Genomic DNA, 18,241 nt, shown 5'->3' with positions numbered 1-18,241 from the left:
TATAGCATATATGTGAGCGATGTGTGAGCGAGATAGATTCCTATGGTAGACCCCTCCAATTCCGAGCCACGATCGGGACGGAGATTCCTGCGGCAAATTCTAACCCGTCGGTCTCTTTGGTTAAGTCTCTTAGCGAGTTCCGCCGTCATTGCAGGTGGCACATGGCGATTGTGGATCTATATCCATGATGAATTAGCTCCCCAATTATCTCAACAATTGGAACAAACCCTAGATCGCCCCGTAGAATTGGGGGACGTGGAGCGGGTGAGCTTAAACGGAATTCGCTTTGGCCCCTCAACGATTCCCACCTACCGTTACCAGGAAAACGACAAAGACATCTTTGAAGCCGATAATGTTTCTGTTAATGGTATTCAAGTTAACTTCAACCTCTGGCAAGTTTTGGTGAGTCGCCGCCTTGACCTAGGAATTACCTTGGAAGAACCCCAACTCACTCTAGTGGAAGATGAAGAGGGACGTTGGTTTCGCACTGAATTAAACTTACCTGAGGGGGATCCGGGCCCCATTGATGCCGGTTTAGTTACCATCAGGCTCCAGGATGCCCAGCTAATCATTGATCCCTACGGCCAAACTCCCCAGCGGCTTGAGCAGATTCGGGGCAACATTGAGATTGAGGCGGATACGGAGCAAATTCGCGCTAATATTCACGGACGATTAGGGGTGGGAGGCACATGGCGATTAGAAGCAGACTGGGATCAGGCTCAGACCCAAGGTCGCGCCCAAGTGCGGGGGAAAGATCTCAATTTAGTTATTCTGAATAGCTTTTTGCCGGAGACGGTGCAAGTGCAGCAGGGGCAGTTGGATGGCCATGTGAGTACGCCCTTGCCCATTGACTCTGGGGCAGATATCCAGGGACAACTGTGGCTCAGGGGACTAGGGGCCACCGCCGAAATGCTCCCCCAACCTCTACGAAATGTGAATGGCCAGGCCCAATTTCAAGAGTCGCTCCTACGGGTTAGGAATTTAAGTGGATCCGTCGGCCGCGTTAATTGGCAGGCAACGGGAACGGCCCATCTGGATCAGGGCTGGAATCTGAAGGCTCAAATTGCACCCCTAGATATTGGCCAGACCCTTTCAGATTGGGGGCTTGAGTTACCCATTCCGGTACTGGGGCAAGTGCGGGTCAATGATATACAAATTCGTGGCCCCCTTTTGGAACCTAACATTAGCGGCCGCATCACCAATGCCAATCGGATGCAGTTGGATCGCCTAGAGGTGGAGACCCTGGATGTGGCCTTTCAGGGGGATACCAGCCAACTGACGATTCCTAGCCTATTGATTCAACCCCGGGCGGGGGGTGAAATTCGCGGTGAAGCCCGCCTTGATGCCATGGGAGAACTCATGGGAAATGTGCGTTTGACGGGGATACCCGCCGATGCGATCGCCCGTAGCTATGATCTGGCTGCCCCTATTACCCTAGGCACGGTTGCCGCCCAACTGGAACTGAGCGGATTTATAGCCCAACCGGAAACGCTCCAGGGCCGGCTTGATTTTCAGGCTCCCCAGGCCCAGTACCCCACCGTTGGTACCATTGTCTTTGATCAGGAGCGGCTATTACTTCAGCAATTAGACAGTCAACTCCTAGGGGGACGGGTGCGAGGCCAGGGGCAGGTTGTCGCAGGACGCTGGCAACTTAATCTGAATGCTGAAGATGTGGCCCTGCGGCAGTTTAATCCAGACCTACCGGGACAACTCCAGGGCCAATTCCGGGCGACGGGTTTCGTAGATGAATTTTCGGCGGCTGCAACCCTGGCAACGGCCCAGATTCAACTGGTCAATACTCCCCTAGCGGATCCGGTGAATGCACGACTGCAATGGGATGGACAAACCCTCCGTCTCCAAGAGGGTCGGGCTGGGGCAATCTTGGCCCGGGGCACCATTGGCCTCAATTTCGACGACTTGACCATTGCTGGTGTGAATTTGACGCTCCAGGCCGATGAGCTACCCCTTACATCCCTTCCCTTGCCCGAACTGCCAATTCCAGTGGCCCTGGCGGGAACCAGTAATTTTCAAGGACAACTCACGGGTAATCTGGGAGATCTGCAATTTACAGGGCAGTTGGGTCTGACTAACTTTGGCATTAATGATTTTGACTTTGCACAAAATTTAGCCGGTACGGTCAGCCTTTCCCAGACCCAGGGGGTGGAATTAGCCCTGGCCGGCCAGGGCGATCGCCTCCAGGTGGTCTTAGATGCTAATTTTGAGCCGGAACGGTTTTTAATCCAGCGAGATCAGGCCATTGCCCGGGGACAACGCCAGGGAGAGGATTTACGCATTCAGGTGGCCCAGTTTCCCCTAGAAAGCCTTGAGGTGCGCTTACCCAACCTACCCAAGTATGCGATTCCCGCTGGAATGGCGACCGCCGATGCCCTATTGAATTGGCGTACCCCCACCCTGAGGGGAACCCTCTTGGTTGAAGAGCCTGGTCTGGGAAATTGGCGGGGCGATCGCCTCCAGGCCGCCTTTAACTATGCCGACGGAGCTTTTAACCTAACCAGTAGTGAATTAACCAAGGACGAGAGTCGCTACCAACTCACTGCACGCCTCCAACCAGATCGGGGTCTGAGCCGGGCCCAACTGGTCATTGATAACGGTGAACTCAATGATGTGGTCGCGTTGGGGAATCTCCTGGGACTACCGGGATTAGACCCACCGGTGTACGGCACGGCGGCAGATCTAGACCTTGTACCCGTGGGCATCCCCCAAGCCCCCCTCCTGAGTCAAATTCGTCGCTTTTCTGAAGTTCAATTGCTCCAAGCCGAGGCGATCGCCGCCGCAGAGGAGGTGAGGTTGCCCCGCTGGCAGGACCTAAATGGCCAATTTAATGGTCAAATCACCTTAATGAATCACCCAGGAACGGGTCTTGTCACTAGCTTTGAATTACAGGGTCAGTCCTGGCAATGGGGTCGGTATCCCATTGAGCGCGTCATTACCAGTGGCCGCTTTGGCGATCGTACCTTGACCTTGAACACCTTTCAAATTGATGCTGGCGGCGGCACGATTCAGGCCGAGGGTCGCATTGGCCAAACCCATTCCGCCCGTCTTGCCATTGATGATTTTTCCCTGGGAACCCTTCGCAGTCTGATTCCCTTTCCTGATGTTGATCTAGAGGGAAATTTAGATCTGCGGGCCACCCTAACCGGAGCCCTGGGACGACCCCAGTTTGAAGGGCAATTAGCTCTCCAGGATGGAACCCTCAATACTCACCCGGTCAGGGAGGCAAATGCAACCTTTAGCTATGGCCAAGATCGGGTTGCCTTCCAGGGCCAAGCTCTGTTTGATTCACCGGATCCCGTCACTGTTTCCGGTTCATTTCCCTACCAGGCTCCCTTTAGTCCAGGCCCGCTCCAGGATGATTCCCTCCTGCTGACGATGCAGGTGAAGGATCAAGGGTTGGGGTTAGTTAACCTTCTCACCGATGAAGTGAAGTGGGTAGATGGCCAGGGAGAACTTCAGGTACAGGTACAAGGAACTCTTGGCCAGCCCCTTGTGGAAGGGATTCTGAGTATTGATCAGGCCACCCTTTCTACCCCTGCTCTGGATGCCCCCTTAACGGATGTGAGTGCGCGGATTCGCTTCGATCGCGATCGCATACGAGTGGAAGGCGTTCAGGGCCAGTTTAGTTCCGGTCAAATTGAGATGGCCGGTGTACTCCCCCTTGCGATTGCCCTCAGCAGCGATGATCCGGATCGAGACACCCCCCTAACCCTGAGCTTGAATCAAATTCGCCTCCAAGCCAAGGAAGTCTATACCGGCGATGTCAATGGCACGATTCTGATTACCGATAGCTTGCGTAGCCCTGATATTTCTGGAACGGTCAGGTTAAGCCAGGGCCAATTTGATCTCGGTATAGCCTTAGCTGGCAATGGTACAGTTCCAGCCCTAAACGGAAACGGAAACAGGAATGGTAATGGCTTATTTCAGCCGCCGGAGTTTGATGGTTTTCAGATTCTACTAGGGCAAAATGTCAATATTACCCGCGCACCAGTTCTCAATCTAACCGCGGAGGGAAGTCTCACCCTCAATGGCACATTAAGAACCCTGCAACCCGAGGGAGAAATCCGCCTCACCCGGGGCCAATTAAACTTATTTACGAGCCTATTTGTTTTAATGCCCAATCGACCCAATACGGTACGTTTTAATCCGGCCTTTGGTCTTGATCCAGAACTCAATCTCAACTTAGTGACGACGGTGACGGAGGTGTTCACCACTGGAACAAATCGTCTCAATGAATTTGGAGATGTTACCGCTACGTCTTTAGGGTCATTGAATACCATTCGGGTTGTTGCCCAAGTGGAGGGCCGGGCCAGTCAGTTCCAAACCAACTTGCCGGCGGCGATTGAGCTTTCCAGCAGCCCACCCCGCTCTAATGCGGAGATTTTATCCTTACTGGGTGGTGGTTTTAACCCCCTACAGAACCAAGCCTCTGGGGAACTGATTTTGGCGAATTTAGCCACATCGGCACTATTTAATAATGTTCAGGCGGCCTTAGATAATCTCGTGGGCAGTCAAACCAGTTTTCGGATTTTTCCGGCACTGGTTCCCCCAAATCGGGGCGATCGGGAAGAGTCTCCCGTCCTCGCCGTTGGTGCTGAATTAGGCTTCCAAGTGACCGATCGCTTTTCAATTTCAGCCTTGCAATTACTCACGGCTCCTCAGACCTCTACCCGACTGAATTTGGGGTATCAGTTTACGGAACATTTTGGAGTCAGCACTCAATTGGGCGCGGATGGCCAAAGCCTGGGACTTTTTGAATATCGTCGTCGGTTCTAGAGGGCACCTCGATTAATTCAAAATTCGGGGCGATCGCAAACGGGATTTCAATGATTTCAGCCTCTATTTATAGCAGATCGAGCAATTTTTCGAGGTGCCCACTAGAGTCTCTCAACAGTCCGCTTCATCAACTTGTTAGCGGGCTTTTCCAAGCATTGACTTCTATAAATGATGGACTCACCTTCACAGATATTTCTCATATTATCTTATCGAGCTTAACAGTAGATTCCAAACTGCTATCAGTACAGGGCTTATAAACGCTAATGGCGCGGTAATCAAGTTGCCATAAAAGTTCTTCAGTCATGGTTTTCGATCCAGCCCTTGCTCTTGAATTGTCTGTCTGATCGCACACAGATCGTCGAGTTTCAACGATCCAACCAGAAATGTTAGTTGAAGGAGATGACAACTCTTGCAAAATCATAGAGTCAACTTTCACCTCCCAGGGACAAGGAGACTGCCCCCATAAGCTAGAGATCACCTGACCTGTCTCTGGCAGTACTTGTAATCGCAACTGTAGTGCCACAGCACTGTGATTCCGGACGATCAAATCTTTATAGCCATAGGAGATCGAAGCATCTTGTCCGAGCTGATAAAAGCGATCATTCCCGTAAGCATCTATGCTGTGACAATGTCGCTCCAGAATCTGGCAGCCTGAAACCAAAAACGTATGAAACAGGTTGGTAGCAATTAAACATAATCCGCCACCAACTCCCGTCTGCACTTGACCGCCCACAAACACGGGGCCTGCCTTAAACCCATTACTTAAAGTTGGGTCACCTACGCAATTACAGAAGCTGAAGATTTGTCCGGAATTGAGTTGAAGTTGGTGAATTTTGCTCGTAGCCAGTTGCAGGTTTAAAACACGATTTTCCTGAATTTCTAGATTGCCACGATTTGGAATGGCTGTAACGGAATCACACCATAAATGAGGGTAAAGATGTGACCGATGGGGAGTTTGTTGATGAGCATAAAAAAAAGGGTAGCCATAAAGCAGGCTCCTAGCGTACTTGAGGCTAATACGCAGAGATCGTTTCCATTCTTTCAAAACAGTGACTCCTTTATTTATTGATGTACCCGATAGCTTTGATGGAGATCAAAAAATTCCGTTTCTAGAATAACGTGAGTTCGGGATAAGAGAGGGGCAGAACAGATAGGCTGAAAGTGCTAAATTCTCATCCCTCTGCTTGCCCTATGCTTAGTCTAGAAGAGTTATTTTGCTCCGTCGATGATTTCTGTCAAACCCATTTCCTGGGCGACGTGGCTGATCGGCTTACCTGACTGTTGCACAATTGCCACAGCTACTGACCTATGGTCAGAAAAATCAGCTTTTTGTTCGGCAGTAAATGTTCGTCTTGGTTTTTGGCTCATTTGGACATTCTCCTTCATTGGCGACTCTTGGAGTTTGCCCACTTTTTTCAGTCAGGGTCAATCATCCAAGACCAAATCAATGGTTTTTATATTAACCCGACGCTGCCGGAAGAAGTGGCTCAAATCGTCATCACATTTTTTGATCAATGCCAGCAAGATACAAACTACTGGCAGAAAATTTCCCAGGCGGCCATTGAGCGAGTCTACAGTACCTACACCTGGAAAATTCATACAACGCGACTCCTTTCCCTGGCAAAAATCTACGGCTTTTGGAATTATGTATCCCACGAAAACCGTGAAGACATGATGCGTTATATTGAGTCCCTGTTTTACCTGCTTTATAAACCCCGCGCCCAAGCTCTACTGGAACAGAATCGCCAGCGTTAATCATAAATATTGGTATTGGAATCAATTTTATTTTAATAGTCTTAAATATCTTCTAAGATTGATAGAGATTCAATACCCATTTCGGTAACATCTGGAATTGCTAAAAGGGAATCTATAACTGCTTGTTTCATTCCCAATTGAACGAAAGAACTCTCAGGAAAATTTTTGAGAATATAGGCATAAAGTTCTAGGGCATAATCGGAAAATCCCCAACAGTCTGCAATACAAGCTAGTTTAAAAATTTTTCCATCTTGGGTAAGCCAGTTAGAGGAATCGTCTTTGATTAAATCTCGAATATAGTAGCCATCTCCCCATAATAATTGTCCACGGCGGTAGGGCGGTGGTAAGAAAACCTCGGTGCGTGGTCTATAGGCAAGATTAAAATCAAACAAGCTAAACCCGTTGGCTCTCAAAAACTGATCCACATCCGCAAATAAGGGTTGACCAATATAAAGGGAGTTAAACTCAATTTCAGTTTGAATGGCAGCAACGCTCTGAGCTAGAATTTTTTGTCCGCCTTGTAAAACATCTAAGTCAGCTCCCTGGACATCAATGATTAGAACATCAATTGAGTTAATCTTTTCCTGATCGAGAAAGTCGTCTAGGGCCATAACATCAATTTCAACTGTAAAGTCTAGAGAGGAATGATGACCAACCCGAGGGAAGCGGTTCACAAAATTTTCATCAGGAGGATATAAGGAGCTACAAAAAGGATTTTTGGTAACATACAGAGTTACTTCTGTTGTTTCTCTTCCTAGGGCAATGGGCAGATGAATTTCGTTCCAATTAGGAGCCCGTTCTTGCAGGTCTTGATTGGCGGCCTCACAAGCATCGACATCAGCATCAAACCCATAGATCGTTAAATTAGGTGCAAAAATTTGCCATTCTTGGGAGCCTAGATCATCATTTAGTGAAAGTTTCCGAGAGCCAATCTGGGCGATCGTTATATGGAGACTATCTAAAAGTCCCAATCGCTTTAATTCTTGTAGAAAAATCACTTATGTACTCAAGATAAGTTAAGACCCAGCCAGCCAGCGGGCTGCATCCTTGGCATGGTAGGTCAAAATCATGTCGGCTCCAGCCCGTTTGAAACTCATCAGGGTTTCCAGGACGACTTTTTCTTCATCAATCCAACCATTGAGGGCGGCAGCTTTGACCATGGAATATTCCCCGGAGACATTATAGGCAGCTACGGGTAAATCAGAGGCAGTTTTGACTTGCCAGATGACATCCATGTAGGCGAGGGCGGGCTTAACCATGAGCATATCGGCGCCTTCGGCAATATCCAGTTCAATTTCCTTGAGGGCTTCCCGAGAATTGGCCGGATCCATCTGATAGGTGCGGCGATCGCCAAACTGGGGGCTAGACTCCGCTGCATCCCGGAAGGGGCCATAGTAGGCTGAGGCATATTTGGCGGCATAGGACAAAATGGGGGTATCCGTAAACCCGGCCTGATCCAACCCCTCCCGAATTGCCTGGACAAAGCCATCCATCATCCCAGAGGGGGCAATAATATCCGCCCCTGCCTTCGCTTGGGACACCGCTGTTTTTTGCAGCAGCGTTAGGGTTGGATCATTGAGGACGCGGCCGCTTAGGTCTCCCACCTCCAAATAACCACAATGGCCGTGATCGGTGTATTCACACAAACAGGTGTCGGCAATAACCACTAAATCCGAGATTTGTTCTTTGATTGCCGTGGCGGCCCGCTGGACAATGCCGCAGTCGTGCCAGGCCCCCGTAGCGTCCGTATCCTTGGTATCGGGAATCCCAAATAAGATGACCGCCGGAATGCCCAAGTCGTAAACCTGTTTGGCTTCTTCAACGATTTTATCGATGGATAGCTGATACACCCCAGGCATGGATTTCACTTCCTGGGCGATCGCCTCTCCGGGAACCGCAAATAAAGGATAAATCAGATCCGCCGTTGTCAGAATATTTTCGCGAACCATGCGGCGGAGTTGGGCTGTTTGGCGGAGGCGGCGGGGGCGGTGGGTGGGAAACATAGGGGTCTAAAAATTACCAAGGACTACCAATCATTGTAAAGGCCGCCCAGTAATATGGATGAGTTAAGGTGCGATCGCTCACACCACGGGTAATTGTGGCTGGCAAGGGAATACCGGCCTCACCCCGCACAGACTGTAATTCATTATCCCGAACTTGCACCGTGCCATTAATCATACCGATCTGGGCTTGCCGTAGAGCTTCCGCCTTGATGGGTGCTGTATTTAGTTGCCGGTAAAACTCCGTCATCAGAGCCAATGTGCCTTCATCACTCACATACCACAGACTGGCTAAGGCAGACTTAATTCCCGATTGAACCGCCAACCCAGCAAAACCTAGCTCCGCATTATTATCCCCTGCGGCTGTCCGGCAGGCACTCAGGGTCAAAAGCTCAATATCAGACCGATCCAGCCGCAAATTGGGCATATCATTCAAAGTCAGCCGGCCATCAGAAAAGACAATAAACGAATCGTCGGGGGAACCCGGATTAAACTCCCCGTGGGTTGCCAAATGAATGACATTAAAGGATTGCCGCCGCCGTTCTGCTTGCAAATTTGGAATTGTAAATTGCTCATTGATAAATTCAACCCCACCCCCCAAATCCTGGGTAATTTGGGCCAGTTCAATGGGAACCGCTGGCAACGGTGACTGGTCCACAAATTCTTCCGCACCCATCGCCAAAATACGTCCTTGACGAATATCCCGATAGCGTGGGTCCATCAAGCTCATACTGGGAACTAACCCTGTACTGAAATTTTCCACCAGGAATTGCTGACCATCATGGAGGGCAGCCATGGGGATACCACGGGTTGTCGCATCCAAAGAAAATACCAGGGTATTAATATCTTGGGCATCGAGGTCTTCCCGTAGGGGGCCAATCAGCCATTGATAAAGCTGTTGGGCCGGAGCTAGATAACTTGTGGTTTCGGTCAGACGTGGATCTCGCACCTGATTGGCAAAACTTTGAACAACACTGGTCAGTTCAACTTGGCTTACTCCGCGAATGGGGCGATGGATTGGCTCCCCTTCTGGCATCACCAATAGTAGCTCAACCTGTTGTGGGCGGGACAGAACATAAATGAGGGCAGGTTTTTGACCAGTTTGTTCGGCAATTAATGCCAGGATTTGCTGCACTCGCTCTAGGCTCATCGCTCCTTCAGAAAAGGCCCGACCAAAGTAACTATTAAATTCCTGATCCGAAAGCTGCTCCATTAAGGATAGGGCCCGTTCTAAATCACCCTGGGCAAAGGCCAAATCAATCTGCGACAACAGAAAGGTTGGATTAAAGAGAACTGGCCCAGTGGCGAGAAGTGGATCGATGAATGGGCTTCTGGATACGGGTGGAATCGGAATTAAATCCGTTTCAATCTGGGCGCACTCGTTATTATCCAATTCTTGGGCAGTACAGCCTTGGGCAAGTTGAGGACCAAGATTTTCAAAACGGATTGTATCCTGTTGAACGACTCCCGAGAGTGTAATTGGGCTAGTTGGACTGGTGGGGGCAATCGTCGTCGTTCCCGTAGACAAGGCCCCAGCGGCTCCATTTTGACTGGAATCACCCACTAAAAAGGGCGTATCACTGTTGATAAAGAGATTAATTGAACTACCAAACAAGCTAGTAAAGATACCATTTTGGAAAAAGCCACCCGTCGCTCGTAAACTATTCCCGGCATTGATATTGATCGTTCCAGAACCCGCATTAATAAATTCAAATAAAATATTATTGCCCGTGAGAGAGACATTACCGCCATTTGTGGTTAAACTTCCAAAGGTTAAATTCCCAACCTGGGTTCCAGAGGAAGAAGTACCCTCAAAAAGACTACTAATGGAAAGATTGCCAGAGACAACGGGATCGATATCCGCAACGCCGGTCAATGGCGTGAAATTACCAGAACGACTGATGAAGGTGCCGCCATTTGTGTTGATATTGCCAGTAGAAACATTTTGCCCGAATAAGCTAATATTTCCGCCACTGCCTGAGGTGTCAAGGGTCCCCGTTGCTATGTTTCCACCACCATAGGCAGCTATATCAATATTGCCGCCACGGGTGAATATATTTCCAGTTGTAATATCCCCGATGGAATCTAAGTAAACCAAACCCCCGCCACTAAAAATATTTCCCGTTGTAATACTACTAAACGCTGAAAATAAAGCGATCGCCCCGCCATTAGACGTCAAATTACCCGTATTAATGGCATCGTCAGACACTAGGCGAATTTGGGCATTATTAGTACTCGTGAAAATATTATTCGCACTGATCGTTTGACCTGCCAGATTGATAAAGCCACCGGATGAGGAGATATTACCAGCGATGATACTGCCCTGACCAATGGGTAATTGGTTCAAATTTGCCAGGGAAAGTGTGCCTGTGGTTAACTGCTGAAAGGTTTGTGGTGTTACACTACGCAGGGTAATGCTGGCATTATCGACCCCAGTAATCGAATTGCCATTGGTGTTAATTGAACCCAGGGAACCAATAATTAGGGGATCCTGCACCGTAATATTACTGGTAATATTGACCCCTTGGGGTGCACCTACACCAATAAAACTAAAACCATTGGCTAGGGGGGTAAAGTTGCTTTGACTAAAGTTACCGATTCCCGTCACCCCAAAAATCAAACCGCCCGTACCAGAAACACTATTGGCACCGCCGTTAAAATTCACCCCCGCCCCGGAGGATAAGACAATCGTACCACTGCCCGTGTTGAGGGTTGAGTTGAAGTTAATTTGATTACCATTGATCGTTAAGGGCGAACCAGGATTTACGGGATTGATAACAACAGCATTATTATAAATTTGGTTATTGCTAGTATCAATATTGCCGCGAATCTGAGTTGTGCCACTAGAGCCGGTCGTAATGGTTTGGGAGTTAACGGTATTATTAAAAATCGTTGTATTACTAATACTTAAACCCAGGTTAACCACAGGGGTAGTCGAACCGATCGCCCCCACGAAGTTAGCATTACTAGCGGAAAGAGATAGGCTACCGGGCCCATTCAGGAGATTATTAAAAATGACATTGTTATTGATGGCATTGACCGTATTATTCCCTTGAAGAGTAGTGTTTCCGTTAAAGCTGATTCCACCGGATTGACTCGTAATGGTTGCTCCATTAAGAGTTAATGTGCCTGAAGTTAGATCAATATTGCCTGTACTTTGAAGATTGGAAATAATCAGCGGCACGTTATTAACGAAGGCTAAGGAGTTCATTGGATTCGTTGAAGATGAACTCAAAGTGGTGACGGCATTTTGGGGATTGGTCAAGTTAAAATTAGCTGCACCAATTAACTCTAGGGCATTGGCAGTGATACTGGCCGTTTGAGTGACATTTGTGCCCGTACCCGAACTATGTAAAATTAGTTTTCCATTTTGCAAACTAATCGATTGATTAATCGCAATATTGTTATTGGCCAATAACTCAAGGAAATTACCTGAGCCAGAAGTAATCGGTGCATTGACGACAATATTTCCCTGAGACGGGCCGCCACTTTGGGTGGTAACGATGACATTGTTAGTTAAGAGAGCATTTTGAATAGATTCAGCCCCAACTTGCGCATTAGCAGCTAGTCCAAGCTCCTTGAATTCAAAGACACCATCCACAACTCCACCAACAAGCCCCACCGTCCCAGGTACAATTTCAATATCCGTGGGATCAAGGAGCCAGGTTCCCGTTAACCCTTGGGGAGCAGAGGTATCCACCATGCCGGTAACGCTGAGTGCCTGCCGACCCGATGTTTCCACAAAACCACCATCCCCCCCTTGGGGGCCACCTCGGGCCGTAATTAAGCCATGGAACTGGGTACTACCATCGGCCCAGGCAATCACGGTTCCGCCATTTCCATGGGTGAGGGCATCAGCCTTGATCACACTACCCGGATTAATGAATAGGTTCTGGGCATTGAAACTAGCATCCAACCGCTGGGTTCCGGCACTGCCCCCCAGATAGTCACCGCCAATCAACATCGTGCCACCACCCAAAATACCGGAGGCATCTAGGTTGGCACTAATGAGTCCAATATTTTTACCGAGAACATTAATTGTTCCCCCCATGCCACTACCGCTAGAAACATCGATCGCCCCGCCCACTAAGGCCGTATTCCGATTCATGGCCACCTTGGTCGGATCATGGATCAAGCTAACGGAGCCATCGGCATGGTGAATCACGCTATTGACGCGAGGACGCTGTCCCCCACCCGTTATTAGGGCCGGTAGATCTGTCGCCCGAATCACCCCATCTTCGGGAATGCGATCCATGGGAATTTCTAAGCTCAGGAGCATCCCCTCCTGGGAAATCCGCACCATGCCCGTCTCAGGCACGGCCACAATCGTAACGTTTCCACCTGGGGCCGAGAGGGTTCCCGTATTCAGAACCTGGTGGCCCATTAGGCTCAGATTTTGACCAGGCTGGACAGACAAATTTCCTTCATTGATGATAATTCCAGTATTGGCAAACTGAAAACCTGTGGGATTCCCGAGGAGATTGGCATAGTCGTTGACCCCATTGAGATCAAAAATGCCACCATCAAAGTGGACTCGCTGGGCCGTTGAGGCATGGAAGGCGGCGGGTACATTTAAACTGGCATTGGGCCCAAACACAATTCCGGCCGGATTAAGGAAATAGAGGTTGGGGGAACCCCCTGTAATTTGAATCAGACCATTAATGTAAGAGGGCTGCCCACCATTAACCCCTGTTAAAATATTAAAAAGTCCCGGGTTGGCCATGAAATTGGCAATTTGCTGATCGCTGAGATTAAAGTCCTTGAGAACATGGAAGAGATTGCGACCATCACTGGAGGTTGCACCACCGGAAATGTCGTACTGATGACCGTTAAAATTAACGATCGTGCCGGTACCGTTTACCGCTGGCGTAATTTGAGCCGTTGCTGGAATCTCAGGGCCCGCAAGGAAACCTGTCAGTAGTGCAATTCCCAACCAGTGTGTTGCTTTCATGGTTTTAATATTACAAGATATTAACAGAAAAACTAGTTCCCTGCGCTTACTGTAACGAGAGCAATCAGTTCGTGGGGAAACAAAGTGTAGATTTACGAACTGTCATAGTTCTACTTGTATTTTTGTTTCTCGTAAAATTATTTTTGTATTCTCATTTTTATAGCAATTAACGAAGTGCTAGATCCGCTAAAAAAGTCTGCAAATAGGTATTCACTACGTCTGGGTCTTGATCTTGGGGACAATGCCCCAAACCAGGCAGAAGAATAAACTCCTTGACCCCCGGAAACTTAACCCATTCTTGACCGACGCGGTAGTCTTCCCAGGGATCCTTTTCCCCCCACAAAATGAGGGTGGGACAGGTGATTTGGGCCAGCAAATCTTCCGGTAGGGGGCCATCGGAGTAGGTGATGAAGGCAATGAAAACATCGGCGGCTCCAGGGTCTCGGGCCGGCTGATAGATAATGTCAATCAATTCATCGCTGACGGCATCAGCACTGGCGTAGGCCTGGCAGAGAATCTTGCGAATTGCCTTGGGTTTAGCTAGGGAAGCAAAAAAGAGATGGCCCAAGGGTGGGTAGGCGAGAAATTTTTGGACTAAATTCACACCCCACTGTTGATACCAGGGCAGTTTTTCGCGATTGCGGTGATGGAGTTGGCGTAGGGAGCAGTTGAGGAGTGCCAGTCCGCGAACTCGGTTAGGTTCTGTGACTGCGGCTTGCAGTGCAACGACACAGCCAATGGAATTACCCACTAAAAAAACGGGTTCACCAATAATGTCTTGGCAAAAATCGAGAACTAATTGGGCCCAATGATCAAAGGTATAGGCAAAATTATCAGGATTGGGTTTAGCGGACTGACCAAAACCAATTAAATCAAGGGCATAGACCTGAAAGGTGGCACCAAGAACGGGCAAATTTTTCCGCCAATGGAGGCTGGAAGCACCAAACCCATGGATCAGTACCACAGGGGGCCCCGCGTCCCCACTCTGACGGTAGGCGATCGCCCAGTCTCGCCACTGATAGGTTTGAGCAGGGAGGTAAGTATGTTCAGTCACGGGGGTGGGAGCCATAGCAGGTAATGATCCAGATTCAGGTTGAGAGAAGGGTTGTTTCCTTTCCTCTAGTTTAGTGATGATCCCCCAAAGAAACCCGATCATTTAGCCGGTCATTTAGCAGCGACGAAACCACTAGCCCCGGATGGTTATTCGGTATAATGAATTGCTGCCAACTCTGGACTCAACGGGCAAGGGCAACCAGAAGACCTTTGCCAAATTATTTGCCCATTTACTTTATGTATTGATCCGACTGAATACTGCATGACTGAAACCGCCGCCTATAAAGATACTGTTAATTTGCCGCAAACTCAGTTTGGGATGCGGGCCAATGCCACCCAGCGAGAACCAGAGATTCAGGCATTTTGGCAGGAAAACCAAGTTTACGAAAATCTAGCCCGCCAGAACCCAGGGCCGTCCTTTGTTCTCCACGATGGCCCCCCCTACGCCAACGGCTCGCTCCACATTGGCCATGCCCTCAATAAAATCCTCAAGGATGTTATTAATAAATATCAATTACTTCAGGGACGTAAGGTATTCTACCGTCCGGGTTGGGACTGCCATGGTTTGCCCATTGAACTAAAGGTTTTGCAAAATTTGAAACCAGAGCAGCGCAAGGGCCTAGATGCCCTGAGTCTGCGGCAAAAAGCAGCGGAATTTGCCCTGAAGACCGTGGATGAGCAACGCCAAAGTTTTCAACGCTATGGAGTCTGGGGCCACTGGGATGCCCCCTATCTCACCCTGCGGACAGATTACGAGGCGGCCCAAATCGGTGTCTTTGGGGAAATGGTTCTGCGGGGCTATATTTATCGGGGACTGAAACCCGTCCATTGGAGTCCCAGTTCAAAGACCGCCCTAGCGGAAGCGGAATTGGAATACCCCGAGGGCCACACATCCCGCAGTCTCTATGCCGCCTTTGAGGTCATTGCCCTGTCCAAGGAGTTACAAAAAAAGAAAACCTGGCAAAAGACGTTAGGGCACTTGGGGGTTGCCATCTGGACCACCACACCCTGGACGATTCCGGGGAACCTGGGGGTGAGTATTAATCCAGGATTAACCTATGCCCTGGTGGAGTTGGAGAAGCCCCTGGGTCGGTTTAAGTATTGGATTGTGGCGGCGGAGTTAATCGATACCCTCAGTGAAAAACTGGGTATTCCTCTGAAAATCAAAGCCCAAGTTGCCGGTGCAGCCCTAGAGCATACGGTCTATCGCCATCCCCTCTTTGATCGCCAGAGTGAGATTTTAATCGGTGGCGATTATGTGACAACGGACTCAGGAACGGGTCTTGTGCATACCGCCCCTGGCCACGGTTTAGAAGACTACGGTGTGGGGCAACGCTATGGCTTGCCGATCCTATCGCCGGTGGATGGGGATGGTAAATTTACGGCGGAAGCGGGGCCCTTCGCGGGTTTAAATGTCCTAAAAGAAGGCAACCAAGCGGTGATTGAAGCCCTAGAAGCTGTCGGCTGTCTCCTGAAGGAAGAACCCTATGTCCATAAGTATCCCTACGATTGGCGCACTAAAAAACCGACAATTTTTCGGGCAACGGAGCAGTGGTTTGCCTCGGTGGAGGGCTTTCGAGATCAGGCCCTAGGGGCGATCGCCCAGGTGAAGTGGATTCCGGCCCAAGGGGAAAATCGGATTACCAGTATGGTGGCAGAGCGATCGGATTGGTGCATCTCGCGGCAGCGCAGTTGGGGTGTTCCCATTCCGGTTTTTTATGATGTTGAAACTAATGAACCCCTTTTAACCCCGGAAACCATTGCCCATGTGCAAACCATTATTGGCGATCGCGGCTCCGATGCTTGGTGGGAACTCTCGGTGGCGGAATTATTACCCGAACCCTACCGTCAACAGAGAGATCGCTACCGTAAGGGCACGGATACCATGGATGTGTGGTTTGATTCTGGTTCCTCCTGGGCAGCGGTTCTAGGGGGCGATCGCTATCCGGCGGATCTCTACCTAGAGGGGTCGGATCAACACCGGGGCTGGTTCCAATCCAGTTTGCTCACCAGTGTGGCGGTAAAGGGGCAGGCCCCCTATCGCTCGGTTCTGACCCACGGCTTTGTCCTAGATGAACAGGGCCGGAAAATGAGTAAATCCCTGGGGAATGTCACGGATCCCCGGGATGTCATTGAAGGGGGCAAAAACCAAAAACAGGATCCCGCCTACGGGGCCGATGTGTTGCGGCTGTGGGTATCGTCGGTGGACTATGCCACGGATGTGCCCATTGGTAAAACCATTCTTAAGCAACTGGGGGATGCCTATCGCAAGATTCGCAATACGGCCCGGTTTTTATTGGGGAATCTCCATGATTTTAATCCCAGCCAAGATGCCATTCCCTACGCCCAACTCCCGGAACTCGATCGCTATCTCCTGCACCGGATGACCGAGGTGTTTGCCGACATTACGGCGGCCTTTGAGAGTTATCAGTTCTTTCGCTTTTACCAAACGATTTCGAGTTTTTGTATCCTCGATCTGTCTAACTTTTATTTAGATATTGCCAAAGATCGCCTTTATATTAGTGCCAAAACTAGCGATCGCCGCCGCAGTTGTCAAACCGTTCTCGCCCTTGCCCTAGAAAACCTCGCCCGGGCCATTGCCCCAGTATTATGTCATCTGGCGGAGGATATTTGGCAACACCTACCCTACGAAACGCCCCATTTATCTGTCTTTCAGAGTGGTTGGATTACCTGTCCCGAACATTGGCGGGATGAGGCTCTCGGCAAAAAATGGCAAACCCTGCGAAACCTTCGGGCTGAAGTCAATAAAGTCCTTGAACAGGCCCGCAGCGAAAAGGCGATCGGTTCGTCTCTGGAGGCTAAATTACTTCTGTATGTCCCCGACCCCGATCTGCGTCAGGTCCTCGAAGGAATGAATCCCCCCAGTCTGGCGGGAAATGGCGTAGACGAATTGCGCTATCTCTTTTTAACCTCCCAGGTGGTCTTGATTGATCATCCCAGGGAACTCGATACCCTCAGCCATTGCCAGCAAACGGATAGCCTGGGTATTGGTGTTACTGATGCTGATGGCCAAAAATGTGATCGCTGCTGGAACTATTCGGAGCAGGTGGGAACAGTAGCAGATCATCCATTGATCTGTGAACGGTGTGTTGCGGCCTTGAATCAACAGTTTTGATGGAATTTGCGGGAATTTGATCGAATACATTGCCCTTGCTTCCCCGTCCCACCAGCCTAGATAATGGGGATGCTGACCTGGTCTTGTTTTCTTGGGGATTCGATGGCAACGGTCTTAGGATTCTCGGAAAATAGTTGGCCGATTATTTGAAATCATCGCTGAACCGTTGGGAGGTTTATCTATTATGGTTTTGTTAAAAAAGATTTTTGCTGGACTCTTTGGGCTATTGGCCAGTCTTGGCAAGTTGGTAGGAATTGGTAAAAAGGGTGAGTTCTTTGTGGAAATGGAGCCGACACCGGATCATGCCAGCCCCAAACAGGCCGTAGAAACCGTGGTTGAGAAGGATACGAAGAAAGCTGCTCCAGCCCAGAAAAAAGAACCCGTGGCGGCCGCCGTTACCCAACCTGCAACAAAGGAACCAGCGGTAAAAGAAGCTGCCCCCGTGGCGACTGTGCCCTATTTTCAGTTTGCCCGTCGCCGGCCCGGTGCCAATATGGTGGGCTTCTTAGACATGGCACGGCAGGTGCGAAAGCCTAATTTCTAGGTTTTCAGTTG

At 49.5% G+C, this 18,241-nt stretch carries 10 protein-coding genes; 4 read left to right on the top strand and 6 right to left on the bottom strand.

The features are described 5' to 3' along the window. The first annotated feature begins 42 nt into the window (after nucleotides 1–42). Entirely contained in the window at nucleotides 43–4,791 is a 4,749-nt protein-coding gene (locus L3556_RS09790) for a translocation/assembly module TamB domain-containing protein (protein WP_277867094.1), read from the top strand. A gap of 196 nt (nucleotides 4,792–4,987) precedes the next feature. Here L3556_RS09790 and L3556_RS09785 read toward each other — a convergent pair whose 3' ends face one another. Beyond that, nucleotides 4,988–5,836: a VanW family protein gene (locus L3556_RS09785; protein ID WP_277867093.1), complete on the bottom strand. Its 849-nt coding sequence runs from the start codon at nucleotides 5,834–5,836 to the stop codon at nucleotides 4,988–4,990. Nucleotides 5,837–6,000: 164 nt separating this feature from the next. Beyond that, the gene (locus L3556_RS09780) at nucleotides 6,001–6,159 is read right to left on the bottom strand and encodes a hypothetical protein (protein WP_277867092.1); all 159 of its coding nucleotides are present in this window, start codon (nucleotides 6,157–6,159) and stop codon (nucleotides 6,001–6,003) included. Here L3556_RS09780 and L3556_RS09775 point away from each other — a divergent pair, their 5' ends adjacent. Next, complete coding sequence (locus L3556_RS09775) at nucleotides 6,160–6,546, top strand: hypothetical protein (RefSeq protein ID WP_277867091.1); 387 nt, start codon at nucleotides 6,160–6,162, stop codon at nucleotides 6,544–6,546. Between the two features lie 41 nt (nucleotides 6,547–6,587). Here the strand turns inward: L3556_RS09775 and L3556_RS09770 are convergent, their stop codons facing one another. From L3556_RS09770 to L3556_RS09755, 4 genes are all read right to left on the bottom strand, one after another. Then, entirely contained in the window at nucleotides 6,588–7,544 is a 957-nt protein-coding gene (locus L3556_RS09770) for an FkbM family methyltransferase (RefSeq protein WP_277867090.1), read from the bottom strand. 18 nt (nucleotides 7,545–7,562) lie between these two features. Next, complete coding sequence (hemB, locus tag L3556_RS09765) at nucleotides 7,563–8,549, bottom strand: porphobilinogen synthase (protein ID WP_277867089.1); 987 nt, start codon at nucleotides 8,547–8,549, stop codon at nucleotides 7,563–7,565. Nucleotides 8,550–8,562: 13 nt separating this feature from the next. Further along, nucleotides 8,563–13,497, bottom strand: a complete 4,935-nt coding sequence (locus L3556_RS09760; RefSeq protein WP_277867088.1) for a CHAT domain-containing protein — start codon at nucleotides 13,495–13,497, stop codon at nucleotides 8,563–8,565. A gap of 166 nt (nucleotides 13,498–13,663) precedes the next feature. Beyond that, nucleotides 13,664–14,566 (bottom strand): alpha/beta fold hydrolase, encoded by a 903-nt coding sequence (locus L3556_RS09755; protein ID WP_277867087.1) that lies wholly within the window; start codon nucleotides 14,564–14,566, stop codon nucleotides 13,664–13,666. Nucleotides 14,567–14,812: 246 nt separating this feature from the next. On the opposite strand from L3556_RS09755, the gene ileS reads away from it, so the two are divergent. Both ileS and L3556_RS09745 read left to right on the top strand, forming a co-directional pair. Beyond that, a complete protein-coding gene (gene ileS / locus L3556_RS09750) occupies nucleotides 14,813–17,686 on the top strand; it encodes an isoleucine--tRNA ligase (protein ID WP_277867086.1) in 2,874 nt (957 codons plus the stop codon). 184 nt (nucleotides 17,687–17,870) lie between these two features. Further along, nucleotides 17,871–18,230 (top strand): hypothetical protein, encoded by a 360-nt coding sequence (locus tag L3556_RS09745; protein ID WP_277867085.1) that lies wholly within the window; start codon nucleotides 17,871–17,873, stop codon nucleotides 18,228–18,230. Nucleotides 18,231–18,241: the final 11 nt, after the last annotated feature.

The sequence above is a fragment of the Candidatus Synechococcus calcipolaris G9 genome (assembly GCF_029582805.1).
GTDB lineage: Bacteria > Cyanobacteriota > Cyanobacteriia > Thermosynechococcales > Thermosynechococcaceae > Synechococcus_F > Synechococcus_F calcipolaris.
This window is presented reverse-complemented; position numbering and strand designations above follow the sequence as displayed.

Coding starts and splice junctions, on each gene's coding strand:
- L3556_RS09745 (WP_277867085.1), top strand. CDS start 17,871: ATGGTTTTGTTAAAAAAGATTTTTGCTGGACTCTTTGGGCTATTGGCC.
- L3556_RS09780 (WP_277867092.1), bottom strand. CDS start 6,159: ATGAGCCAAAAACCAAGACGAACATTTACTGCCGAACAAAAAGCTGAT.
- ileS (WP_277867086.1), top strand. CDS start 14,813: ATGACTGAAACCGCCGCCTATAAAGATACTGTTAATTTGCCGCAAACT.
- L3556_RS09790 (WP_277867094.1), top strand. CDS start 43: ATGGTAGACCCCTCCAATTCCGAGCCACGATCGGGACGGAGATTCCTG.
- hemB (WP_277867089.1), bottom strand. CDS start 8,549: ATGTTTCCCACCCACCGCCCCCGCCGCCTCCGCCAAACAGCCCAACTC.
- L3556_RS09755 (WP_277867087.1), bottom strand. CDS start 14,566: ATGGCTCCCACCCCCGTGACTGAACATACTTACCTCCCTGCTCAAACC.
- L3556_RS09760 (WP_277867088.1), bottom strand. CDS start 13,497: ATGAAAGCAACACACTGGTTGGGAATTGCACTACTGACAGGTTTCCTT.